Origin of the sequence: Aeromonas sp. 84A, assembly GCF_051919345.1 — a bacterium.
Taxonomy (GTDB): domain Bacteria; phylum Pseudomonadota; class Gammaproteobacteria; order Enterobacterales; family Aeromonadaceae; genus Aeromonas; species Aeromonas veronii.
This window is the reverse complement of sequence record NZ_JBQBEW010000001.1, coordinates 1,839,098-1,864,344: the sequence shown is the minus strand read 5'-3', so window position 1 is coordinate 1,864,344 and position 25,247 is coordinate 1,839,098. Positions and strand designations below refer to the sequence as shown.

The 25,247-nt window shown below is 54.1% G+C and carries 20 protein-coding genes, 1 other RNA gene and 1 pseudogene; 19 read left to right on the top strand and 3 right to left on the bottom strand.

The genetic code is table 11. The features are described 5' to 3' along the window. Positions 1-88 precede the first annotated feature (88 nt). Positions 89-1,363, top strand: a complete 1,275-nt coding sequence (locus ACTG20_RS08670; protein WP_160882430.1) for an amidohydrolase — start codon at positions 89-91, stop codon at positions 1,361-1,363. Positions 1,364-1,443: 80 nt separating this feature from the next. Here the strand turns inward: ACTG20_RS08670 and ACTG20_RS08665 are convergent, their stop codons facing one another. Together ACTG20_RS08665 and ACTG20_RS08660 are read right to left on the bottom strand one after the other, a co-directional pair. Continuing rightward, a complete protein-coding gene (locus ACTG20_RS08665) occupies positions 1,444-1,791 on the bottom strand; it encodes an RnfH family protein (protein WP_019446547.1) in 348 nt (115 codons plus the stop codon). Beyond that, complete coding sequence (locus ACTG20_RS08660; protein WP_005334496.1) at positions 1,784-2,218, bottom strand: SRPBCC family protein; 435 nt, start codon at positions 2,216-2,218, stop codon at positions 1,784-1,786. Before ACTG20_RS08660 ends, ACTG20_RS08665 begins: the two co-directional genes overlap by 8 nt. Positions 2,219-2,387: 169 nt before the next feature. Here ACTG20_RS08660 and smpB point away from each other — a divergent pair, with 169 nt between their 5' ends. The 11 genes from smpB (at position 2,388) to ACTG20_RS08605 (ending at position 10,684) form a co-directional block, all read left to right on the top strand. Beyond that, complete coding sequence (gene smpB / locus ACTG20_RS08655) at positions 2,388-2,876, top strand: SsrA-binding protein SmpB (protein ID WP_157162244.1); 489 nt, start codon at positions 2,388-2,390, stop codon at positions 2,874-2,876. Between the two features lie 166 nt (positions 2,877-3,042). Further along, positions 3,043-3,402: a transfer-messenger RNA gene (gene ssrA / locus ACTG20_RS08650) on the top strand. Positions 3,403-3,580: 178 nt separating this feature from the next. Continuing rightward, positions 3,581-4,864 (top strand): integrase domain-containing protein, encoded by a 1,284-nt coding sequence (locus ACTG20_RS08645; protein WP_439987584.1) that lies wholly within the window; start codon positions 3,581-3,583, stop codon positions 4,862-4,864. Positions 4,865-4,967: 103 nt separating this feature from the next. Further along, positions 4,968-5,894: a hypothetical protein gene (locus ACTG20_RS08640; RefSeq protein WP_439987583.1), complete on the top strand. Its 927-nt coding sequence runs from the start codon at positions 4,968-4,970 to the stop codon at positions 5,892-5,894. Between the two features lie 196 nt (positions 5,895-6,090). Beyond that, the gene (locus ACTG20_RS08635; protein WP_439987582.1) at positions 6,091-6,312 is read left to right on the top strand and encodes a helix-turn-helix transcriptional regulator; all 222 of its coding nucleotides are present in this window, start codon (positions 6,091-6,093) and stop codon (positions 6,310-6,312) included. A 10-nt stretch (positions 6,313-6,322) separates the two neighbouring features. Further along, positions 6,323-6,748, top strand: coding sequence for a hypothetical protein (locus ACTG20_RS08630; protein ID WP_439987581.1), 426 nt, complete (start codon positions 6,323-6,325; stop codon positions 6,746-6,748). 353 nt (positions 6,749-7,101) lie between these two features. Continuing rightward, a complete protein-coding gene (locus ACTG20_RS08625; RefSeq protein ID WP_439987579.1) occupies positions 7,102-7,269 on the top strand; it encodes a host cell division inhibitor Icd-like protein in 168 nt (55 codons plus the stop codon). Continuing rightward, positions 7,266-7,520 carry a hypothetical protein gene (locus ACTG20_RS08620; protein WP_439987578.1) on the top strand — a complete coding sequence of 85 codons (255 nt, stop codon included), beginning with the start codon at positions 7,266-7,268 and terminating at the stop codon, positions 7,518-7,520. Before ACTG20_RS08625 ends, ACTG20_RS08620 begins: the two co-directional genes overlap by 4 nt. 116 nt (positions 7,521-7,636) lie before the next feature. Beyond that, complete coding sequence (locus ACTG20_RS08615; protein WP_439987577.1) at positions 7,637-7,873, top strand: hypothetical protein; 237 nt, start codon at positions 7,637-7,639, stop codon at positions 7,871-7,873. Next, positions 7,870-9,795 carry a DNA primase family protein gene (locus ACTG20_RS08610; RefSeq protein ID WP_439987576.1) on the top strand — a complete coding sequence of 642 codons (1,926 nt, stop codon included), beginning with the start codon at positions 7,870-7,872 and terminating at the stop codon, positions 9,793-9,795. Before ACTG20_RS08615 ends, ACTG20_RS08610 begins: the two co-directional genes overlap by 4 nt. A gap of 538 nt (positions 9,796-10,333) precedes the next feature. After that, positions 10,334-10,684, top strand: a complete 351-nt coding sequence (locus tag ACTG20_RS08605) for a hypothetical protein (protein ID WP_439987575.1) — start codon at positions 10,334-10,336, stop codon at positions 10,682-10,684. Between the two features lie 366 nt (positions 10,685-11,050). Here ACTG20_RS08605 and ACTG20_RS08600 read toward each other — a convergent pair whose 3' ends face one another. Continuing rightward, entirely contained in the window at positions 11,051-12,217 is a 1,167-nt protein-coding gene (locus ACTG20_RS08600; protein WP_439987574.1) for a hypothetical protein, read from the bottom strand. A gap of 610 nt (positions 12,218-12,827) precedes the next feature. Between ACTG20_RS08600 and ACTG20_RS08595 the strand changes: the two genes are divergently transcribed. From ACTG20_RS08595 to ACTG20_RS08565, 7 genes and pseudogenes are all read left to right on the top strand, one after another. Then, complete coding sequence (locus tag ACTG20_RS08595; RefSeq protein WP_439987573.1) at positions 12,828-14,444, top strand: N-6 DNA methylase; 1,617 nt, start codon at positions 12,828-12,830, stop codon at positions 14,442-14,444. Continuing rightward, entirely contained in the window at positions 14,434-15,813 is a 1,380-nt protein-coding gene (locus ACTG20_RS08590) for a restriction endonuclease subunit S (RefSeq protein WP_439987572.1), read from the top strand. The genes ACTG20_RS08595 and ACTG20_RS08590 overlap by 11 nt, the downstream gene beginning before the upstream one ends. 86 nt (positions 15,814-15,899) lie before the next feature. Next, positions 15,900-18,419, top strand: a pseudogene (locus ACTG20_RS08585) (type I restriction endonuclease subunit R); the annotation flags it as partial. A 25-nt stretch (positions 18,420-18,444) separates the two neighbouring features. Continuing rightward, complete coding sequence (locus tag ACTG20_RS08580; protein ID WP_440008081.1) at positions 18,445-19,179, top strand: type I restriction enzyme endonuclease domain-containing protein; 735 nt, start codon at positions 18,445-18,447, stop codon at positions 19,177-19,179. 143 nt (positions 19,180-19,322) lie between these two features. Then, a complete protein-coding gene (locus ACTG20_RS08575) occupies positions 19,323-21,869 on the top strand; it encodes an McrB family protein (RefSeq protein ID WP_439987570.1) in 2,547 nt (848 codons plus the stop codon). After that, complete coding sequence (locus ACTG20_RS08570; protein ID WP_440007988.1) at positions 21,856-23,232, top strand: McrC family protein; 1,377 nt, start codon at positions 21,856-21,858, stop codon at positions 23,230-23,232. Before ACTG20_RS08575 ends, ACTG20_RS08570 begins: the two co-directional genes overlap by 14 nt. 1,087 nt (positions 23,233-24,319) lie before the next feature. Further along, positions 24,320-25,222 carry a transporter substrate-binding domain-containing protein gene (locus tag ACTG20_RS08565; protein WP_234915318.1) on the top strand — a complete coding sequence of 301 codons (903 nt, stop codon included), beginning with the start codon at positions 24,320-24,322 and terminating at the stop codon, positions 25,220-25,222. Positions 25,223-25,247: the final 25 nt, after the last annotated feature.

Sequence of the window (25,247 nt, the reverse complement as noted above, 5' to 3'; positions counted from 1 at the left end):
CAGCTCCCCCGACCAGCTGCTACCCCCGTGTGGTCAGTCAGGAAAAAAGGCACAATAGCCGACAAATCGAATCACCAAGGAAGCCAAGATGACCCTTGAGCACCTGATCCTGTGGCGCCGCGACTTGCACCGCCTGCCGGAAGCCGCCTGGAAAGAGTTTCGCACCACCAGCCTGATTGCCCACCACCTGAGCGAGCTCGGTTATCGCATTGTGCTTGGCGACAAACTGCTGGCCAGCAATCTGATGATGGGCCGTGATGTGGATGTGGCGGCCGAGAAGGCCCGTGCCCGCCGTCAGGGAGCCCATCCCGACTGGCTGGAGCGGATCGGTGATGTCACTGGCCTGATGGGAGAGCTGGATACCGGCCGTCCCGGTCCGACCCTGGCCTTTCGCTTCGATATCGATGCGGTGGAGGTAGAAGAGTCCGATGCTGAACAACACCAACCGCAGCAGGAGGGTTTTGCCTCCCACAATAAGGGGTGGATGCACGCCTGCGCCCACGATGGCCACACCGCCATCGGCATGGGGCTGGCCAGCAGCCTGATGGCGATGAAAGAGCAGCTTTGCGGCCGCATCAAGCTCTTCTTCCAACCCGCCGAAGAGGGGTGCCGCGGTGGCAAGGCGCTGGCTGCCGGTGGCGCACTCGATGACGTGGATGCCCTGCTTTCGCTCCATATCGGTATTCACGCTGGCAGCGGCGAGCTGGTGATCAATCCCACCGAATTTCTCTGCTCCACCAAGTTCGACGTCCACTTTATGGGCACCGCCGCCCACGCGGGACTCGAACCCAACGCTGGCAGCAATGCGCTGGCCGCCGCCTGCATGGCCACCACCGCCATGCTCGGCATTCCCCGCCACCGCGACGGCATGACCCGCATCAACGTTGGCCAGCTTCACGCTGGCAGCGGCCGCAACGTCATCCCCGATCATGCCGAGCTGCGCGGTGAAACACGCGGCGCCGACAGCGCGCTCAACGACTACATGTTCAGTCAGGTACAGCGCATCGTCGAAGGGACTGCCCTCGCCCACGGTGTCACCTATCGCATCATCAAGCAGGGTGAGGCCATTGCCCTCGACAACAGCCCGGCCCTGCAAGCCGAGCTGGCGGCGCTGGCCCGCAAGCAGGGGCTCGCCACTATCCAGACTCGCCGCTTTGGCGCCAGCGAAGATGCCGGTTTTCTGATGGAGCGGGTGCAAAAACAGGGGGGCGAAGCGGCTTACCTCATTCTGGGGGCCGATCTGGCGGCACCACACCATCACAACGAATTCGATTTCGATGAGCGGGTGATGCAAAGCGGGGTCGAGCTGCTGGCCGCCTGGGCACGCGCACGGCTGGGTGTGGCAGAAGCAACCCTCTCTTGATATCCCCTCGGCCAGCTCACCGGCTAATGGGATCAAAAAAAGGCGCCTCGGCGCCTTTTTTCTGCAAGAAAACCTGAGCGCTACTCGCGGTGCTTGCGATGCACATCGGGGCGGCCCCCGGTCACGCTATCGGCTCTCCCCTCCTCTTTGGCCTTCTCGGCCCGCTTTTTGCGCATCTCGCGGGGATCGGCGATGAGCGGGCGGTAGATCTCGATACGATCCCCGTCGTGCAGCGGTTCGCTCCCTTTCACCGGTCGGCTGTAGATGCCGAACTTGTTGACCGCCAGATCGATCTCGGGGTGCTTTTGCACGATGCCGGACTGCTCGATGGCCGCCTGCACGCAGGTCTCGGGCGCCACCCGCAGGGCAATCACCGTCTGCTGCTGCGGCAAGGCATAGACAACCTCGATGTTGAGCTGGTCAGACACCGTAGACCTCCTTCGCCCGGTTGGAGAAGGCGGAGACCATGGAGCTCACCAGATCGCGGAACACCTGACCAAATGCCACCTCGATAAGCTTGGAGGTAAACTCGAAATCGAGATCAAACTCCACCTTGCAGGCATCCACATCGAGCGGGGTAAAGGTCCACCAGCCCGCCAGCTTGCGGAACGGGCCATCCACCAGCTCCATCCTGATCTGACGGTTCACATCAAGCTGATTGCGGGTAGTAAAGGTCTTGGCAATCCCCGCCTTGGCCACATCGACCGACGCCATCATGTAGTCATCGCCAGCCTCGTGGACACGGCTGCCGACACAGCCGGGCAAAAACTGCGGATAGGCATCCACATCGTTAACCAACTTGAACATCTGTTCTGCACTGAACATCACCAGGGCACTGCGCGTAATTCGGGGCATGGCTTTTCCTCATCCAATCGGCGCGATTTTATCACCATGTTTGGGGTTGTGGAGGTAAAACCTCAGCCAAACCGCTCAGAAAGCCACCACTTGACCTGCTGCGCGTTTTACAGCCGCCCCCGCCTACGTATAATACGAGCCTCCTAGTCATTGCCGGAAATCGCCCGTCATGAGCAAAAAAAACAGTAAAAACAAAGCCGGGTCCAGCACCATTGCACTCAACAGAACCGCGCGCCACGAATACTTCATCGAAGAGAAGATCGAAGCGGGTCTGTCCCTGCAAGGGTGGGAAGTCAAATCCCTGCGGGCGGGCAAGGCCAACATCAGCGAAGCCTATGTCATCTTCCGCGATGGCGAAGCCTACCTGTTCGGCTCCAGCTTCCTGCCACTGCAAGCGGCCTCCAGCCATGTGGTGTGTGACCCGACCCGTACCCGCAAACTGCTGCTGAGCCGTCGTGAACTCGACAAACTCGAAAGCCTGATTGCCCGTCAGGGCTATACCGTCGTCCCCCTCGCCCTCTACTGGAAACAGTGCTGGGTCAAGGTCGAGATCGGTCTGGTGAAGGGCAAGAAAGAGCACGACAAGCGCGAAGATACCAAGGCCCGCGAATGGGATCGGGAAAAAGCTCGCATCATGAAGAACAAGCATCGCGGCTAACCCGCTACTGGCAGGATCTGGGCGCCAGTTCACCTTCCCCCGGCGCAGCTGGCTCTTCAGGCTCAGCTGCGTACAATAAATCGGCAAACAGACTGGCTGCCAGAGGGAATGGGTATCAACGCCTTGCTATGACAGCATTTTTGCGTACAATCTCAATTAACAACTTGGGGCTGATTCTGGATTCGACAAGATTCACGAAACCCAAGGTGCATGCCGAGGTGCGGTAGGCCTCGTTAATAAACCGCAAAAAAATAGTCGCAAACGACGAAAACTACGCACTAGCAGCTTAATAACCTGCATAGAGCCCTTCTACCCTAGCTTGCCTGTGTCCTAGGGAATCGGAAGGTCATCCTTCACAGGATCGTGTGGAAGTCCTGCTCGGGGCGGAAGCATTAAAACCAATCGAGCTAGTCAATTCGTGGCGTGTCTCTCCGCAGCGGGTTGGCGAATGTAAAGAGTGACTAAGCATGTAGTGCCAAGGATGTAGTAATTTTGGACGGGGGTTCAAATCCCCCCAGCTCCACCAAATATTGTTCCGAGCAGGAACGAAGAAGTACAGAAACCCGCAAGATTCAACGTCTTGCGGGTTTTTTGTTGTCCGTAGAAATCCGGGGAAGTCGATTTAATCCAGCTCTCAAGGTAACATCTGTGGTAACACCGCCCTGGTAACACCGTTTTTGGTGTTACGTTTGACAGGTAACACCATGAGCAACGACAAACTGAGTGATTCAAAGGTAAGAACTGCAAAGCCCGGGGTACCGCCGAAGGCCAAGGCGGGTGAGCCTCTAGTCAAAGAGTACAATTTGGCAGACGGGGATGGGCTTTACCTGAGAGTAAAGCTGAATGGTTCTAAATTGTGGCTGCTCAACTACTACCGGCCAAGTGACAAGAAGCGTTCAAACATTAGTTTCGGTGCTTATCCTGATGTATCGCTATCGGCAGCTCGAGAGCGGCGTCGAGAAGCTCGCGCCCTGCTGGCCCAAGGCATTGATCCCAAGCTCCACAAAGAAGAACAGGCCGCCATTGTCAAAGCCATGGAAGAAGCCAGTACCAACACCTTTGAACACATGGCATCGAAGTGGCTGGATCTCAAACGCCATGATGTAACTGAAGCCTATGCCGCCGATTCGTGGCGCTCCCTTGAGCTGTATGTATTGCCCTTCATCGGTTCCTTGCCCATCGACCAGATCCGTGCTCCAAAAGTCATCGAGATGCTGCGCCCTCTGGAGGCCGATGGCAAACTTGAGACCGTTCGCCGTCTTTGTCAGCGGATTAACGAGATCCTCGACTACAGCGTTAATCATGGCCTTCTCCATGCCAACCCCTGCTCTGCCGTTCGCAAGGTATTCAAGAAACCCACCAAAATGCATATGCCGACCCTCAAGCCAGAAGAATTGCCACTTCTTATGGCGGACATTGCCAATGGACGGCTAGATTCCACAACGCGCTGCCAAATTGAATGGAGCCTGCATACCTTGGTTCGTCCTGGCGAGTCAGCCGGTACTCGCTGGGATGAGATCGATATGGAAGCTAAAGTCTGGAACATCCCCGCTGAGAGAATGAAGATGGACCGCCCACACCGCGTCCCCCTGACACCACATGCTATCTCCCTATTGGAACGGATGAGACCGATCAGTGGTCATCGTCCCTTTGTGTTCCCCGGCTACCGCGATCCGCTAGGCCATATCAATGAACAAAGCGCGAATGCCGCCCTTAAGCGATTGGGCTATGGCGGACGACTGGTAGCTCATGGTTTGCGCTCGCTCGGCAGTACCACCCTCAACGAACAGGGGTTCAATCCTGACGCCATTGAAGCTGCACTGTCCCACGCCGACGATAACGAGATCCGCCGCGCCTACAACCGGTCGGACTACTTCGAGCAGCGGGTGATCATGATGACCTGGTGGAGTGAGCACATAGATAGGGCCAGCCAAGGGAGCCTGGCTTTAGCCAGTGGTTTTAAAGCGTTAAAAGTTGTGGGCAAATAATGACCACTTAAGCATTGTCGGGCCTAGATCGGCCAATCGAAAAGCGGGAAAACCTTACCCGCCTGACCCGGCATCAATACAAGGAGCGTTGAAAGGTAACGCGATGACAATAAAAACTTTTATTAGTACTGCTATGGTCGTGACCGCCGACCAGGCTGCTTTGGTGGCAGCCAACATTTGCACGGCAGAGGTAAACAACAGCGTGAGTGAAGCAAAGCAAGGGAATTACATCGGTTGGCAGATGGCTGTGACTATCAAGGATGCCCTGCTGAATAACTTGCTTGCTGGTAGTCTAGACCCCAAGCCACTTTTCATTGGCTATAACATATCCAATGACTCTAGTGAATCTAATGGGCCTGAGTACGAGACATTTAAGGAAACGGAAGCCATTATGGCTGCCATTACTGAAAGGGGCAGACCAGACACCGCCACCTTCGAAAGAGAGTCGCTGTGGAGATGGATTAACCGATACACAGATCCTGATATGGGTTGTTATTTTGCAGTTACAGATTTCCTTGATGAAATTGACTCTTTGAACGTTAAGCAAGAAGAGAGAAAGTATGTAGAGGAGCTTGAAAGGCAACAGAGAGAGGCCTGGGATTTAGTGCACGAAATGCAAGACAAGGTAATTGAAAGGGTGCATAAATCTGTAAGTAAGCCTTTACCCTATAAAAATCTGCCTCAAGTAATTAAAGTTAATGAAGTTTTTATACCAATGTGTCCAGAACTAAAACCAGCACCCGCTGAACCAGCACCCGCTGAACCAGCCCTCCCAGGATACCTTGATCCAAACCATAAGCGTTACGCCCCCAAGCTAGCCGCTGCCGTGCAAGCATGGCTCAACTACCAGCCCAAACCAAGGATTTCTACCAAGCAGTCACTATCAAACTGGCTAACAGACAACGCAGTTGAGCTTGGCCTAACCGCCAAAGGCAAGAACTATCCTCTGGGCAAAAACAGCATTTCGGAGATCGCCGCGCTGGCAAACTGGGATTTGCAGGGCGGAGCACCAAAAACGCCAACAAGTTAACTTCCCCCTAAGTTACAGGCCACTTCTGACAAGGGTTGCCGGTATAACGAGTAATTTTCCTTGTCGTCTCTTACGTCACCTACCCCCAAGCCTAAAAGGACTTGTGAGGGTAGGTTTTATATAACTTCCCTCCCTATTCACCCTCTTGCCTCTGGGCGATATTAGCGACACTTATTCGACTCAGGGGGAATAAAAAATGAATGAACATGTCATGAAGTCGGCACTCCGCTTTATCCGAGTGCGGGAGGTCATCCAAAAAACCGGTCTAAGCAAATCCACGATCTACGACATGATGGCACAAGGCCATTTCCCTAATACGATCCCATTGGGTGGTCGTGCCGTGGCATTCATCGAGGCAGAAGTTGATGCGTGGATGGCCGAGCGTATTGCTGCTCGCCATTCCAAGGCTGTGGCGTAAGGGGGCTGGCATGAACAATAAAAAAGGCCACACCGCGAACGGCACGACCCAACATGAACAGCACCAGCATAGTGCTAGATGCCACAAACCAGCCAGTCTGCTAGAGATCGCCTGTATCCACCTGTTAGATAAGGGTTTAAGTGGAACAAGCCAACTCACCGCATTCGCTAGTCACCAAGACTTCAATTACCGGAGTCGGATTAATGAACTGCGCAACCGGCATCACTTGGTGATCCGGGGGGAAACCTTCGAACACCGGCACAGTGGTAGTGGAGTGGCTCGTTTCAAACGCCACTGGCTGGCTGACCGCAACGAGGCTCGCAAGGCCATCGCACTGATAAACCACAAGCGCACACTACGGGGTGCCACTTTGCTGAACCAAAAACAGATAGACCGCTATCTGTCTCGCTTCCCTTTGCCGCAGCACGCCGCATAACCGAGGCATAAACTATGAACCCATTAAACGATTGGCTTAGCGCCAAGGGAGAAGTCATGCCCAAAATCAGCGCCCACACCTTGTCCGCGCCCCTTCCACAAGGTACGATTGCTAGCGCTGCCACCTTAAGCAAGTGGCGGCATGGCTGGCGGATTAAGCACCCGCACGCTGTGACTAAACCAAGGACAATTTGCACCTCTTCCCCCATTTCCGGCACCCTGCCGGGGATCTATCCAGTTTTGGGGGCATGGGTCGGGAGCCAAAGAAAACGCCCCCACTGTGCCTTCCTTGGTTTGGCACTGCTTTGCGGCTACCCGATCCGCCTTGGTCTATCAAAACCAAGGATTCATCCCATGATCTTCACCTTCCTGATCGCCCCGGGCGCCTGCCGTCTGGCAGACCTGCGCCGTATCCGCACCATTTCCGTCGTCGCTGATACCGAGGCCCAAGCCCGTGCCACGCTGGCTGGCCTGCCGTTGGTGTTTCTCTCTTGCACTCCGACCAAGAGGGCTGGCGCATGACATATTTCGCATGGGCAACCGTGGGGGATACGCCCCGATTTATTGGCCCGGTTAACCCCAGAAGTGGCAAGCGCTCGCAAGCGGGTTGTCTGAGCGTCTTTGAGCGACGGCAAGATCGGGATCGCTTTATTGAGCAAACGAACGGGAAGGCCGTGGCGGTCACGGCCCAGCAGGCCCGCGAGCTGAAAGCCGGATTGGACCTGCGCACTTTTAACCAGTTGGTGGCCGTGTTGCTGGGGGGTGAACAATGACGGAAATCAACGTGCTAGTTGCACGACTGGCGATGGCGTATCTGACCGAGCGAGGCAGTTACTTTACGCACTTGGGAGTTCGCCTCCCTCTGGCGCCTGATGTGTTGGAGCTGGCCATGCAAAACAACATTGTGGGCGCCCTTCTGGAGCGCGCTGGCAGTCAGCAGGGGCAGGAGAACGCCTTATTGATGCTGCGTCATATGCTGGTTGGGGATCAGCTCACCGCACTGGGTTGTCAGGTACTGGACGAGATGAACCGGGCATTTTGCGCCGAGGTACGGGAGATGCTGGACCAGGGCAAGGATCCGGCAGTCGAGCTAACACAAGAGAGCAAGCGGAGGGCGATGCAATGACAGCGGTATCCCAAGAAACGACCAACCTCGGTCAGCAAAACAGCCCGCAATACCGGGCTGGAGCCTGCCTCAAGTTTGCAGATCTGGACGATCTGCAGGTGGTCGTGATCCACACCGGTGAGCAAGCCAGTCGGGATACAGGCATCAGGGCCACCCTGCAACGCGCCCGTAACGACGCCATTGTGGCAGAGAACCCGATAGATCCAGAGTGCGAGCCCGAGCAGACGCTGTATGTGGCACCAGCTCAGCTGGATGAAGGCGCCAAGCTCGACAAAATGGCCGATCGGGATGCCACCAAGCGAGTGATTGTTCACCTGGTTGGCAACCTGGCCACCGAGAAAGCCAAGCGGCTAGTCGTCGCCTTGCGTGAACAAGCCCCCCATGCCGAGATTTACCGTGGCAACCCGCACCGGAACGCCGAGCCATGGCAACTGGTGGACGTTGTTGCACTCGAGCAAACGCAGGCAGCTAACCACCACCCCCACAACAAACAGAACAGCCAAAGAGGCGAAGTGGTATCACTTCACCCGACTGGATTGGCATCGTCGGTCAAAGCAACGGAGGTGATGATTGATAAAATGAGCGCCAGCCAACGGGCTGCCCTGCTGATGGCTCGTTTGGGAGAGGTAGCGATCAATATCGAGGCAGATCGCGTCTATTGCTATGACGGCAGCCTGTGGTTGCCGAAATCGGATACCGAGTTGCGCCGGGAGATGGCGGCTACCTTCACTGAGCACGAAGCGAAATTCAGTGACAAGGGGATTGCCGCCGCCGTCGCAACGATGAAGCTAATGATCGACCCCCTGAGTCAGCCAGCCAACGAGCTGATCGGCTTTGCCAATGGCGTCTACGATATGGCAACCCGCCAGTTTCGCCCCCATTCGCCGCTGGATGGCCTGTTAAACCACAATGGCATTGAGTATGCCAATCCGCTGCCGGATGAATCCATCGAGTGCAACGCACCCAGTTTTATCAAATGGCTCCAGAACGCAGCAGAAGATGACGCCGAAAAGATGGAGCGCATCAAGGCCGCCCTGTTTATGGTGTTGGCAAACCGCTATGACTGGCAGCTATTTCTGGAAGTGACCGGTGAAGGTGGCAGCGGCAAGAGTATTTTCGCCAAGATAGCCACCCTGCTCGCGGGAGGTCAGCGCAACACCGGTTCCGGCAGCATGGCAACCCTAGACAATGCCAGGGGCCGCGCCCAGTTCGTAGACAAACGCCTGATTGCCCTGCCCGACCAACCCCAATACGTAGGTGAGGGCAGCGGCATCAAGGCGATCACCGGTGGGGACATGGTCGAGATTGACGGCAAGTATGAAAAGCAGTTCGGCACCATCATCAAGGCCGTGGTATTGATCACCAACAATGAGCCGATGAAGATCACCGAGCGCAATGGCGGAGTATCACGCCGCCGGGTGATATTCACCTTTAATCGCGTGGTGAGCGATGCAGACAAAGACCCATTGCTAGGAGACAAGATAGCGGCAGAGCTGCCCGTAGTGATCCGCCATCTGCTGACCCAGTTTGCCAATCCCGAGGTTGCCAGGAGCTTGCTGCTGGAACAGCGCAATGGCAGTGACGCCCTGTTGATCAAACGGGCCACCGATCCGGTGATTGATTTTTGCGCCACCCTGAATTTTATGGATGAAGCCAAAGGGCTATACATGGGAGGAAATAGCGCGATGCAACCCCAGCCACGCCGCTACCTGTATCACCTCTACCTCGCTTTTATGGGGTATCACGGGCTAGGGCGGCCACTGTCGGTACAGGCATTCACCCGAGCCATCAAGGTCGCTGCCAAAGAGTTTGGCGCCCAGTACCTCAGCAGGACCATCAAAGGCAAGGCACAGACCAACGTCGCATTAAGCGATGCCGCGCTGCTATTCATTCCACAAGCGGCGCAGATCGGGGAGGCGTGACGCCAGCCAGCGAGAAACAGGGGTTGCCCAGCGTCCCCTTATACTCATCAACGACGATGCTCAAATAGAGTGTTTTAAACCCTACCTACCCTACCCCATTACCTTGCAGGCCCAGCCAGATAAGGAATGAAACGAGGTAGGGTTATCATATTCAGACCCTACCCAACCCCTACCTTGCTATCGTTGTCCCGCCCCGTTCATTGGTTGCTGCACTGAGTTTTCAGCCCGTTCGGCAGATGGAAATGGCGCGCACAATATGAGCAAGTAGGGTGCCAGGTAGGGATAGGGTAGGGTTTATCAGGTGAATCCCTATGGCTATCAGCCAGTCATATCAGGGCTTGCAGCCTGGGTAGGGTTAGTAGGGTTCACTGCAACCAAACTTTACCACCCACGACCTCGCGGCTTGTTCGCTGGCCTGCGGTCGGCTGTTCACCGCAGGAGATGATGAAAAAATTGTGACCGCGCTCAAGTTAATCATCTGGTAATGATCGGACGATAAAACAGCAAGACTCATCACCGATTGAAAAGGACCTTCAACATGCGTATCACTACCCTCACCCTGGCCGCCTTATTCTTTAGCGGTATGGCCACTGCCAATTGTGTCGGAACCGGCAGTTTTAAGACCTGTTATGACGATAATGGCAATAACTATACCGTTCAAAAATTTGGTAATTCGACCTATGTCAACGGACATAATGCCAAGACAGGCTCGACCTGGAATCAAAACAGTCAAAAGGTCGGCAACAGTACCTTCACCAATGGCCACGATGCCGATGGCAACTCCTGGAATAGCACCGCAACCCGGGTCGGCAACTCCACTTATATTAACGGCACCGATAGCAACGGAGACCCCTTCTCGACTACCTGCAACGAGTACGGCTGTAATTAACTGGCACTGAGCAGCTCAGGGCGTTGCTCTCTCCCTGAGCATGACCCCGTTGGCGCCTTGTGAACGACATCACAGGTGATCCGAAGGGGAAGATCTGGCGCCCCTACTGCTTGGCGAGTTGCGGCCTGAATGGACGCCAGTAGATTGCGCTACGACCCCCTCTCTGCGCTCAAACGCGGTTCACCCACCCGGCTCACCGTCAAACGGGCGATTGCTCAATGCCCTGCGGCGAGAAAGAGACGGGGCTTCGGTGTACCGATTGGTTGTAAGCATCCTGCTGCTCGAGATCAAAAACGGGCGTCTTGATGTTGACGCCCGCTATCTCTACCCGTTGCTGGTATTCTTCCTCTTGCCGAATGGCATCTTTTACCCACAATGGTCTTGTGTCCATATTATCGCATTCGTGATTATGCTCCGCAGCGCTTGATCCTGCACTGTGGTCATTCCGTGCTGCGGCGAGGCTAAAAAGATCTCCGCAGGGCTGCCGTCCTTGGTCTTTTCACTGCGTTCGAGCTCATATGAATCAAACCCATTCGTGAATAGCTGCATCTGGTGTGGCACACCAAGCGTGCTGCTGTTGACTTGCGTATCATTCAGCACTTTGAGTATGTAGCCAATAATCCCGGTGATCGCCTTACTACTTTCGGCATTTCTCGCAATCGCTTCCGCCAGCATCATACCATGGGGGCTGGTCTGGTAACCCGGCAGATCGTTTTGTGCCACCATCTCCTGTAACGACTGGCAGCTGTGCCTGTTGCGCACGATAGCTTCTATCCCTTCCGCCAGAAAGTTAGTCAACACTTTTGCGCGATAGGGGGAGTGTTGGCGCAATGTCGTCATGCCAACCGCATTATTTAGCAAGGCTGCGGTAATGTTGCGCCCCACCTCATCAGTTTCGCCGGTGGCAGCCTCCAACAAGCGCTGGTTGTCATAGCCATAGGCAAAGATCGCCGCGGTCACCCGCTTGCCGAAGTCCTCACTCCAACCACCATCCTGGTTGATATTCTCCTGCCCATTGGCAGCCTCTTCTGCTGACAGGGCATCTATATCGGCCTTACGCACTTCGCGCGGCAGATCCATGCAATCGGCCACCTTTTCGGTAACCCCAAATCGCTCCGGGTTAGCAGAGATGGCGCCATATGCCTCTTTGAGGAAAGGCTTAACATGATCCTCAGAGAGACCAACGGCTAGGGTTGTTGTCAGCACCTCGCGCACAAACTGGGCAAACGTGACGGCCCCCTCGGCAATAGCTTGTGCGCCCATTTCAACGACCGCCAGCATCACCTCGGGGTCAATTGATGTGGTCATTGCTTCGATCTGCTCCACTACCTGTTCCATCGCTTCCCGCTCGATTTCCAGAAACAGCATTGGCAACTGATCCGCCGTTATTTTCCCGTCCACCATCCGATTCAGCGCGGCTTGCTGACCGTCGTCCACGCTCTGGACGTACATCCCCATCAGCGCCTCTAGCGCCTCTTCCAGCCTGCCCCCGACTTTCAGTTGGCGATACTCCTTCGGATTGATTGACTTCAACGCCTCTTCCACTGTCCGGCGTAGTTTGTTTGGACTCAACATTTTCTGTGCCCTCTGGTTGAGTGTGGCTTAACTGTATCACTCATTTTCCTTCTGATTGGGGTCCTCTTCCGTTAACAGCAGCATCGCCATCCGCCATCATCTCCGGGCTAATCGCGGGATTGAACGTTCCCTTGCCCCCATCCGGTCCCCCCTCTTATCTGGCTGGCATCCCGACGCGGGTCACTGCGCAGATTGCGCAAGGGGTCAAAAACGAAATGTAAAGCTGTGCTGCGCAATCGGGCTGGCTGTGGGCGGCTAACCCAAGTAGGGCAAGGGTTGGCGGTAAATGGGTGAAGGCCGGAAACTGCGCAATGTGCGCAATGTGCGCAATGTGTGCAAGGGGCTACGTGCCACCACCGGGGGATCGGGGTCACAGTTGCAGGCAGGGTCGGCACGTAACGGTTTATGCTATCCGGTCATGGGGTTAGAATGACCGCCAATTCAATACATTCGCGGCAAGTGCCAGCGCTGGCTGGCCGTTGCCTTTTGCAGTACCGCACACTCCTCTGGGGGCAATATGCCGTCAAGGTGCGGGACTGGTTGTAGCAGCACAAGAGAATAGAAAAACATGGCCACCGCCCCGAAAAAAGCACCCGCTAAGAAAGCCAGCAAAGGCTTTGAAGAGACCCTCTGGGATACCGCCAACCAGCTGCGTGGCAGCGTGGAATCTTCCGAATACAAGCACGTGGTGCTGAGCTTGGTGTTCCTGAAATTTATCAGCGACAAGTTCGAGGCCAAGCGCAAGCAGCTGATCGCCAGCGGCCAGGAAGCCTTTGTCGATATGGATGTGTTCTACCAGCAAGACAACGTGTTCTTCCTGCCCGAAGCGGCCCGTTGGTCCTATATCAGTGCCCGCGCCAAGCAGGATGATATTGCCGTCATTATCGATACGGCCCTCTCAACCATCGAGAAGTGCAACGCCTCGCTCTCTGGTGCCCTGCCCGATAACTACTTCTCCCGGTTGGGGCTGGACGCGACCAAGCTTGCGTCTCTCATCGACAGCATCGAGAACATCGACACCCTCGCCAATGAATGCAATCTGACCGAAGAGGATTTGGTGGGCCGGGTGTATGAGTATTTCCTCGGCAAGTTTGCCGCCAGTGAAGGCAAGGGCGGCGGTGAATTCTATACCCCCAAGTGCGTCGTCACCCTGCTGGCCGAGATGCTGGAACCCTATCAGGGCAAGATCTATGACCCCTGCTGCGGCTCGGGCGGTATGTTTGTCCAGTCTCTCAAGTTTGTGCAAAGCCATCAGGGCAAGAGCCAGGATATTGCCATCTACGGCCAGGAGCTGACCGCCACCACCTACAAGCTGGCCAAGATGAACCTGGCGGTACGTGGCCTCTCTGGCAATCTGGGGGAGCGCCCGGCCGATACCTTCTTTGCCGACCAGCACCCGGATCTCAAAGCCGACTTCATCATGGCCAACCCGCCATTTAACTTGAAGGATTGGCGCAATGAGGCGGAGCTGACCAACGACCCGCGCTTTGCCGGTTTCCGTACCCCGCCCACCGGCAATGCCAACTACGGCTGGATACTCCATATGCTCTCCAAGCTCTCCGAGGATGGCATCGCGGGTTTTGTATTGGCCAACGGTTCGATGAGCTCCAACAGCAGCGGTGAAGGGGAGATCCGCCAAAAGCTTATCGAAGATGACCGCATCGAATGCATGATCGCCCTGCCGGGCCAGCTGTTCTACACCACCCAGATCCCGGTCTGCCTGTGGTTTATCAGCAAGAGCAAGCAGGCCAGCGTCAAATATGGTTATCGCGATCGCCGTGGTGAGACCCTGTTTATCGATGCCCGCAATCTCGGCACCATGATCAGCCGCACCCAGAAAGAGCTGACGACGAGCGATATCGCCACCATCGCCGATACCTTCCACGCCTGGCGCAGTGATGAAGGCGAACTCAAACGCCGGATTGAGGCCAAAGAGATCAGTGCCCCGCAGTATCAAGACCAAGCAGGTTTCTGCAAGGCAGCAACCCTGGCCGAGATAAAAGCTAACGACTTTGTGCTGACCCCGGGCCGCTATGTGGGGGCCGCTGACATTGAAGATGATGGCATCGCCTTTGAGACCAAGATGCAGGAGCTAACCCAGACCCTCTATCGCCAGCTTGATGAGGCGGCTGAACTGGATCAGGCAATTCGGTCCAATATGGAGGCGCTGGGTTATGGGAAATAATTGGCCAGTTTTGCCATTAGAGAAAATTGCTAAAGTAATAGACTCAAGGCATAAAACACCTCAGTACAGCGACATCGGGTATCCTATGGTTCGAGTTGTTGATGTTAAAGGTGGTGAACTCTCATTAACAGATACAAAAAATGTCACTTCAGATGTATATGCTGACTTTTCAAAGGGACGAGATCCAGAAATTGGGGATCTCATTATTTCCCGAGTAGGGAGTTATGGTAATGTTTCGTACGTGTCTTCAAAACAAAAGTTTTGTCTCGGACAAAACACAGCTTTAATAATACCAAAAGATAATGACCGATTTTTATATTATGCACTTGTTTCTCCTCAGTTGAGGCGGAAAATAGATAACATGGCTGTTGGTGCGGTTCAAAAAACTATTAGCCTAAAAAGTATAAGGGAATTGGAAATTCCTCAACCACCAGCTCAAGAACGAGCTGAAATTGCAAATTTCCTTTCATCGTTGGATGACAAAATCACCCTTAACCGCCAAATCAACCAGACCTTGGAGCAGATGGCGCAGGCGCTGTTTAAATCATGGTTTGTGGACTTTGATCCCGTGGTCGATAACGCGCTGGATGCGGGCTTCTTCGAGCAGGATTTAGCCTTCCCTGACGAGCTGCTACGCCGTGCCGAGGCCCGTAAAGCCGTGCGTGAACACGCTGACTTTAAGCCACTGCCAGACGCTACCCGCCAACTGTTCCCCACCGCCTTCGAGGAGTGCGCCGAGCCTTCTGTTGGTCTTGGTGGCTGGGTGCCGCAGGGGTGGAAACATGGATGTGTGGCAGATGTTGCCCGTTATAGTGCCAAGCGTATTGATACCGAAGAGCTAACGCTTGAAAACTATATATCCACAGAAAATATGCTCGCAGATAGAAAAGGTATTCAGTCAGCGGCTAATTTGCCAACCGTTAATAGTGTCCCTGCATACACGACGGGCAGCATTCTCATTTCCAACATCAGGCCTTATTTCAAAAAAATATGGCTTGCTAATGGTAATGGTGGCCACTCCAACGATGTGCTTGGGTTCGAGGCAAAAGACTCTGACACAGAATGTTACGTATTCAACTTGATGTATCAAGACTCATTTTTTGATTTCATGATGGCCACCTCCAAAGGTTCAAAAATGCCAAGGGGAGATAAGAAAGCCATTTTGGAATGGGGACTCATCGTACCGCCATTAAATTTGAGGCTGTTCTTTTCCGAAAGGGTGAGCAAGTTTTATACATCATCAGACGGTCGTCACCATGAGAATATAACGCTTGCTCAACTCCGCGACACGCTGCTTCCCAAGCTGATCTCTGGCGAACTGCGCCTCGATAATATTGCCACTGATCTTGCCAAGGAAGAGGTGGCCTGATCCGGTGGGCTACGCCGCCCTTTCGCCATCGCCGATATGCCCAGCATTAACGAACCCATTTTAAGCAAATAGAAGAAGCCATTGCCATGAGCCATATTTTCACGGAAGCAAAGCTGGAACAGGCCATTATCACCCTGCTGGGGCAGCATCTTAACGCCGCTGGCCAGCCCTGTTACCCTCACTATGTCGGTAGCGATGTGCCGCGCAAAGATAAGAGTGAGGTGCTAATTGCTGATGACCTGCGCCAGTACCTTGCTCGCCAGTACCAGGCCGATGGCATTACTGAAGGTGAAATTGCAGCCATTTTGCACCAGTTGCAGACCCTGCCCGCCAGCGACCTCTACCAGAGCAATAAAACCTTCTGCCATTGGCTCAGTAATGGCTTCTTGCTCAAGCGCGAAGACCGGGATCAGAAAGACCTCTATATCGAGTTGATGAGCACCCAAGCCTTGCCCGGTCAGCTGGCCAGCATGTTTGTGGGGCAAGAGGAGGTGATCGCAGAGGCCGACCACAATATCTACCGCGTGGTGAATCAGCTGGAAATTGAGGGGCAAACCCGGGATGGCGGCCTGCAACTGCGCATCCCCGATGCCATCCTCTACGTCAATGGCCTGCCGCTGGTGGTATTCGAGTTCAAATCGGCGGTGCGCGGTGAAGAAGCCACCACCTATGATGCCTGGCGTCAGCTCTGTGTGCGCTACCGGCGCGATATCCCCAAGCTGTTCGTCTACAACGCCCTGTGTATCATCAGTGACGGGGTGAACAACAAGATGGGCAACCTGTTTGCCCCCTACGAGTTCTACTATGCCTGGCGCAAGGTGACCGGTAACGAGTCCACCGAGCAGGAGGGTATCAACGGTCTCTATACCCTTATCCAGGGGCTGTTTCACCCGGTGCGGCTACTCGATGTGGTGAAGAACTTCGTCTTCTTCCCTGACACATCCAAGAGTGAAACCAAGATCTGCTGCCGTTATCCGCAGTATTACGCGGCCCGCAAGCTCTACTACAACATCAAAAAAGAGCGCAAGCTGATAGCCGCCAATGGTGAAAACATCGGGGGTAGCGGTAAGGGAGGCACTTACTTTGGCGCCACCGGCTGTGGCAAGAGCTACACCATGCAGTTTTTGGCGCGGCTGCTCATGAAGAGCATCGACTTTGCCAGCCCGACCATCATCCTCATTACCGACCGCACCGATCTTGATGAACAGTTAGGTGAACAATTCTGTACCGCCAAGGCGTTTATTGGTGATGACATCATTCAGCCAGTCACCAGTCGCCAGGATCTCCGTGACAAGCTGGCTGGCCGTGCCAGTGGCGGGGTATTCCTCACCACCATTCACAAGTTCACCGAAGATATCCAAAAGCTCTCCGATCGCAGCAATATCATCTGTATCTCTGATGAGGCCCACCGCAGCCAGATCAACCTTGATTTGAAGCTCACCTTCAACCAAGAGAAGGGCACCATCAAAAAGACTTATGGCTTCGCCAAGTACCTGCACGACTCGCTGCCCAATGCCACCTATGTGGGCTTTACCGGTACCCCTATCGACGCCACCCTGGATGTGTTCGGCCCCACCATCGACAGCTACACCATGACCGAGTCGGTCAACGACCAGATCACGGTACGTATCGTCTATGAAGGGCGCGCCGCCAAGGTGGTACTCGATAACAGCAAGCTGGAAGAGATCGAGCAGTATTACCAGGAGTGTGAAGCGCTAGGTGCCAGCGAGCACCAGATTGAAGAGAGCAAGAAGACCACGGCCAGCATGAACTCGATCCTGGGCGACTCTGATCGCATCGAGGCACTGGCCAAGGACTTCGCCAAGCATTACGAGCAACGAGTAGCGGAAGGCTCGACAGTCAAAGGCAAGGCGATGTTTGTCTGTGCCAGCCGGGAGATTGCCTATGCCTTCTATCAGAGCCTTAACGCTCTGCGGCCCGAGTGGTTCGAGTCAAAACTGGCCATCGATGGTGTCACCCTGACCAAACAGGAGCAGGAGGAGCTGATGCCACTCCCCATGGTCAATATGGTGATGACCCGTGGCCAGGATGATGAGCAAGCCATGTATGACTTGCTCGGCACCAAGACGTATCGCGGGGAGTTGGACAAGCAGTTCAAGAATCCCAAATCCAACTTCAAGGTAGCCATCGTGGTAGACATGTGGCTGACCGGCTTTGATGTGCCGGAGCTCGATACCATCTACATCGACAAGCCGCTGCAAAAACACAACCTGATCCAGACCATCTCTCGGGTCAACCGCCGCTTTGAAGGCAAGGAGAAGGGACTAGTGGTCGATTATATCGGGATCAAAAGTCGGATGAACATGGCGTTGGCCATGTATTCGAAGGCGGACAAGTCCAACTTTGAGGATGTTCAGCAGTCGCTGATCGAGGTGCGCAACCACCTGCATCTGCTAGGCCAGGTGTTCCATACCTTCGATAACAGTGATTACTTCTCTGGCACACCAACCCTGCAGCTCGACTGCCTTAACCGCGCCGCTGAATTTGCCCTGCAGACCAAGAAGATTGAGCTGCGCTTTATGGGCTTGGTGAAACGGCTCAAGGCCGCCTATGACGTGTGTGTGGGCAGTGAAGATATTGGCCAGGAGGAGCGCGAGCTGATCCACTTATCTGGCGGTACGCTCCATCGTCTACAAGCTCACCAAGGGCGATGCGCCGGATACCGCACAGATGAACCAGAAGGTGCGGGAGATGATTGCCGAAGCCCTCAAGGCGGAAGGGGTGGAGGAGATATTCACCCTTGGTGAGGACAAGGCCGAGACCATCGATATCTTTGATGACGAGTACATGGCTCGCATCGGCAAGATCAAGTTGCCCAACACCCGGATGCAACTGCTGCAAAAGATGCTGGCCAAGGCCATCAGCGATTTTCAAAAGGTGAACCAGCTGCAGGGGATCAACTTCTCTAAACGCTTCCAGGCCCTAGTGGAACAGTACAACCAGCGTAAAGAGAACGACGTGCTCAACGGTGAAGAGTTCGATGCCTTCACCCAGCAGATGGCCGACATGATCTATGACATCAAGTCCGAGATGATGTCATTCACCGATATGGGCATCGACATGGAGGAGAAGGCGTTTCTCGATATCCTCGAACACATGTGCGTGAAGTACCAGTTCACCTATGACGAAGAGAAAATGCTGGAGCTGGCCAAAGAGATGAAGGTGACGGTCGATAACAACGCCCAGTACCCCGACTGGAGCAACCGCGACGATATCAAGGCCAAGCTGAAGGTTGACCTGATCCTGCTGCTACACAAATTCGGCTTCCCGCCAGTGGCCAACGACGAGGTCTACAAGAGCGTGTTGGAGCAGGCGGAGAACTTCAAGAAGTATCAGGGCAGTTAAGCCCATAACAATTCGGAGCGGTGGTCGCAATGGCGGCTACCGCGCACTTTTTTTTGTTGTATTGCAGACAGGCAAGGCGGGATGGCGTGACACCACATATCTATAACCGCCCTTATCTGTGTGCTCTTTGAGGTTGCGTGAGTATGTCGGATTATTTGTTGACCTGGAATCCTGATCAATTTTCTACCGGTGGTGATGGCAGTCAAGCTGGCCTGTTGGACTACCGTGAGGGCGATGAGATCCGATGGTCTTGCCGCAGCAAACAACCGCAATTTGGGGATACTGTGTATCTGATCCGCCTAGGCAAAGAGCCGCGCGGAATCATTGCCAAAGGGGTTGTTACCCAAGCACCGTTCAGTGATTCAGACTGGAAAGATGCAAATCTGGAGCGCTCTTACATCAAGTTCCAGTTGCAGGAGTTGCGACAATCATGTCAGGCGGGATTATTGCCAATGTTGCTGCTCAAGGCTGCGCTACGGGATCAAACCTGGAGTTCGCAAACATCAGGCATTGCGATCAAGGCTGATGTTTCTGCTGCGCTCGCGGATCTGTGGGAGGCCGGTAAGCATCGCCATTCGTTAGTGCAGTTTATGGGCTGGGCAAAAGAACAGAATTTTAATCAGCAGTGGTATGAGGAGTATCAGGATACCTGCCGGTTAGCCGACGAGATAAGGCTCGGTAAACCGGTGACGGATGCCGATATCAATAAGCTGTGGCGTGATAAATCCAATGGCATCGCCAGTGCAGGCCAGGGGATTATGTATAACGAGGAGTTCAACAACAATCTTGAATTCCTGCGCCAGCTGACCGGGGAAATCATTCAGGCTCCCACGGCAGAGACCTATCGCCAAGTCTTTAAACGCTGGAAGAGTGATGGGACTTTTAAACGGTTTCTTAAGGTTGTCATTAACCGGGTGTTTGGTGCTGCATCCCCCCAAAATTACACCAGTATTGCTGATGGTTCTTGCCTTAAACCTCTGTGCCAGGGCCTGCAAAGACAATTTCAACTTGATATTCAACTCAGCGATCATTGGTTAGCGGACAATCAAGCATTGCTGGCGGCGGTGATCCCTCTCGTCCCCGCTGAGTGGGATCTGTATACCCGTAATATCTTGCTATGGAACCTCTATGAATGGCTCACTGAGCCAGCACATGATGACAACCATGCCCCATCCAATCCGGTTCATCAGGTCAAGGAGCTAGATGCGAACTATATGACGAGCATAACGAGCGCAGCGCCTGCGGTTATGACAGAGCCTAAAAATGTCATTTATTACGGGCCACCGGGAACCGGCAAAACCTACCACTTGCAACAGCTGCAAGCAGAGTACACCCATCGCCCGGCCGTGATGGATGAGTCGCTGTGGCTGCGCGATAAATTGGCGCCCCTCAACTGGATGCAGGTGCTGGTGTTGTCATTGCTGAGCCTGGGCAAGCGCGCCAAAGTGGCCGAGATTGTGAGCAGTAAGTTCTTCCAGACCAAAGCGAGCATTAACGGCCGTACCGATAATCTGGCGCAAACGGCGTGGAGCTATCTGCAGAAATTTACCATTGCCGAGTCGGCGACCGTCAATTACAAGGGGCGCAGTGAACCCGGGGTCTTTGATAAATCAAGCGACGCCGTGTGGCAGCTGCTCGATGATCGGCTGGAGTTGGTGGATGATGTGGTGCAGTTACATGCTGAACTGACCCGCGGGCCGCAATCCGCCGACGAAATCAAACGTTATGCGACAACCACCTTTCATCAATCTTATGGCTACGAAGAGTTTATCGAGGGACTGAGAGCGGCAACTGACGATGAGGGAAATATTCACTATTCGGTTGAGCCGGGTGAATTCTTAAAGCTGTGTCGCCGCGCCAAGCAAGACCCTTCGCATCAGTACGCGATGTTTATTGATGAGATCAACCGCGGCAATATTTCCAAGATTTTTGGTGAGCTCATTTCGCTGGTTGAGGTCGATAAACGGGCCGGTGGTCAGCACCCCATGACCATTCAGCTTGCCTACAGTGGCAAGCCATTTAGCGTGCCATCGAACGTCGATATCATCGGCACCATGAATACCGCCGATCGCTCTTTGGCATTGATGGATACTGCGCTACGCCGTCGCTTTGACTTCATCGAGATGATGCCTGATAGCACTCTGTTTGCGGGTCATGATGCCATCGATATCGGCAGCGGTAACACCCTCAGCCTTGGCAAGCTGCTTGATAGGCTCAATCAGCGTATTGAGGTGCTTTATGACCGCGAACATACGCTGGGGCATGCGTTCTTTTACCCGGCCTATCAGGCGGTAAAAAATGGCGATCACGCAGGCGCCTTGCTCGCACTTAAAGAGGCATTCCAGACCAAGGTGATCCCGTTACTGCAAGAGTACTTCTATGAGGATTGGCAAAAGATCCGCCTGGTACTCGGGGATAACCAAAAGCGAGACGCCAGTGGCAAAGAGGTGGCAGGGCTGCAATTTGTGCAACAGCGGCCGATCGACTTCAAGATGTTATTTGGCAATGACTATGAGTCGGATCAGTTCGGAGTGAACCAGCACCGTTATGAGCTGGCTGATCATGAGCATTCGGTATGGGATGAAGGCATGGCCTATCTGGCGATTTATGCCCCTGATGTGGCCCAACGCTATACGCCGGATCACGCATCACAACCCTCTGCTGCGCAGGTCGAAGATGTCACTTCGTAACGATATCGCGCTGTTCGAGTATGCCTATCTGGTCAGCGAGGAGAGCGGTATTACCCCGATCCCGCATGAGGTGGAGGCGATTTCGCCGTTGGCGTTTCGTTACCTCAAGGAGATGGTCCTGGGGATCGACCAGGATAATCGCCTGTTTCGGCTGTGCAAAAAACTCGGCGCAGAAGCACTGCAGGTACAAAATTATGCAGGGGTGATCTTCACCCCTGATGGCACTCAAGTTGAAGTGTTGCCCAAGCTGGGGAGGCCTGTTCAGACCAACGATACCGATACTGCCCCCCCCTCTCCTACCGCCCGCTGTGAAGCGGCCCGGCATGCGCTGTTGATCATGCTGCGGGCATTGCGGGAGTTTTCCCATCTTCAAACAACGAACGCCAACATCCGCCAGCAAAAAATGCCGTTGCTGGAGGTGTTCATTAGCCAATTTCTTGATTCGGTGAATACCCTGGTCAAGAAGGGGCTGCGCAGTGACTATGTGCGCTGTGAAGAGAATCTGAGCTACCTCAAGGGCAAGCTCAATACCGCCCGTCAGTTGCGTCAAAACATCATCACCAAACACAAGTTTCATTGTGAATATGATGAATTCCTAGTCGATCGCCCTGCCAACCGCCTGCTGCATTCGGCACTGGTTGCGCTGGCTACCATCACGCGCAGTGGGCATAACCAAAGGTTGCTGCAAGAGCTGACCTTTATCTTTTGCGAGGTGCCGCTCAGTGCCGACTACAAGAGTGATTTTGCCCGCTTGCGCATTGACCGGGGAATGAGCCATTACCAAACGCCGCTGGCATGGGCGAAATTGATTTTAGAGGGCTTTTCTCCGCAAACAATGAGCGGGGGGCACCGGGCAATCTCATTACTGTTCCCGATGGAGCGGGTTTTTGAAAACTATGTGGCGAAAACGCTGCAAGCCACACTTGCGCCCCAGCTGACGTTAACCCCCCAGGCACAGCGCAAACACCTGGTTTCCCATCATGACGCTGCATGGTTTCGGCTTAAACCCGATATGGTGATTGAGCAGGGCAGTAAGGTGATCAGCGTGCTGGATACGAAATGGAAGCTACTAGACCCCGCAAAAGGGAATGGCACCGACAAATACGATCTGCAGCAAGGTGATTTCTATCAGATGTTTGCCTATGGCCATCACTACTTTGATGACCCAGATGGGGACAGAGAGATGTTCCTGGTGTATCCAGCCCATCGCGGATTTCAGGAGCCGATAGCCCAGCCATTTGATTTCCCAGTTGCTGGCCAAAAAACCATGCGCTTATGGGTGGTGCCGTTTGTGATTGATGCCGTTGAGTCCCGCTTGGTACTGCCTGCTCAATGCCAGTTACAGCTGCGAAGCTTGCAGTGAAGCGTTCAGAGTAAGAATGAAGGTTAGATGGCACCAACATGGGCCAACTGGCTCAACATGCAACATGGTTAGGGTAGCAAATGGCCAGTAAGGTATTTATACGACCAGTGTGAAAAACCACATGTGAATGCAATACAAGGTTTATTACGATAAACCAAATAAATACAATAACTTAACTGATATTTGGGGCGTGCTTATGCGACCATTACGCGTACGCGCGCGCATGCGCGAAATATCACGCTACGAGAAAAATGTATAGGCCTTGTTGAGACCCATATCAGCACCTCTGTGAGGAGCCCTAACCGATTAAACTGGAGCGCAGCCAAGGTACCCGTCACTGGCGCGCAGGTGGAGAGCTCGAGACTGCTCGTTCGTGGGAATATGTGGGTGTTGAAGGGTTGGTGGAAACAGCATCCTGGTGATGCCAAAAGGTGCGCTAAACCATCATCATTGACTTGCCATGCAATTGCCTTGCTCCCACTCCAACCGGGTAAGCTACGATTCACCCTCTGCTTGGCTGGCTCTATAACCTCCTTGCAGATCAAGTGAGCAACTTGCTTGAGATAGCCACCGTTGGACTGGTGGCAATACTATGACGGCGACAGGAATTTGAACCCGTATCCGCCCCCCTTACTCTTGTTCGTGATAGTTACCTATCCGCGATTTCAATACCGAAATTCGGGGGTGACTTGTTCAATGGTAACACCAATAGTAACACCAGCCAGATTTCCCACTAATTGAAATTCATATAAATCAACACATTAAAGACACAAGTCAGATTCCCCCAGCCCACCAAACGTTTGGAAAGGGCCATCTCGCAAGAGGTGGCCCTTTTTATTTGTCCATGTCCATGTTGTTTACCGATATCAAACTGGTTGGTTTTTTTCCAATATCCCCCTTGAACTGGCCTTTGGCAAAAAATCAGGTGCATCACCGCGCAGGCTTTATCATCAGGTTGCCATCCCGGCACTAGCCGGGCTCACAGCCGCACAGTGGCATGTCGTGGCCCAATATTGAGTAAATTGAAGTTGGCCGCTGCATTTTAATGCACTTACAATATGCGCCCAATTCTGTTGGATTCCTTCTGATGCTCCGCCAATGTGATCGTCTATTCCTGTTTCTCCTGCTACTGCTCTGGGGCGTGGCGGCGCACGCCATTACCAGTCTGAATGAAGACGAGTTTGATCTGTCTGAGCGCGCCTGGCTGTCATCACACCAGGAACTGGTCATCGGCATGCCGATGATGGGTGACCCTCCATACAGCTATGAGGATGCAGATCAACGCTTTACCGGCCCAGTCCCCGATATTGCGCAGCAGATTGCCAGAACGCTCGGGTTGACCCTGCGCTACAAGGTTTACCCCTCCTACGTGGATGCGCTGTCCGGACTTGACCACGGAGCAATCGACATACTGGTGAACGACCAGCCAAGCGAACAATGGCGATCCAATATTGTCTCCCTCCCGTTTTTGCTCTCCATGCCGCGCGGCGTGCTGCTCAACAATGGCAAAACGAAGTTGTCACGACAGGATGCCCATGGCTTGCACTGGGTCTGTGTCACGGGAGTCAATGCTTGCAGTGAATTGAAAAAACTGGGATTTCCCCGTGTGACCGAGGCAGAGAGTCGCAGCGAAGCAGCCTTTATGCTCAAAAAGCGCATGGCTGACGCCTATCTTGCCGACATGCCGTCACTGGTGATGGTGAGAGATCAGCATCCCAAGGCTGGCTTCACCATTGCCACTCCGGAATGGGTAAGCGGCACGTCTCTCTCCATCAATATGCACAAGAGCGACCCGGCACTGGCCAGCCTGGTGAGCAAGGCATTCAACGAGATACCGGTTGAAGATCGTCGTCACATGCTGGCAGCTACCACGACTAGCCAACATGCGGACTCAGGAGCGGTGAAGTCTGTGCAGTTTACCCCTGAGGAGCAGGAGTGGCTCAACCAGCATCCTGAGCTAAGGAAGGTGCGATTTAATCGTCATATGTGAGAACATAAAGCTTTCTTTATCATGA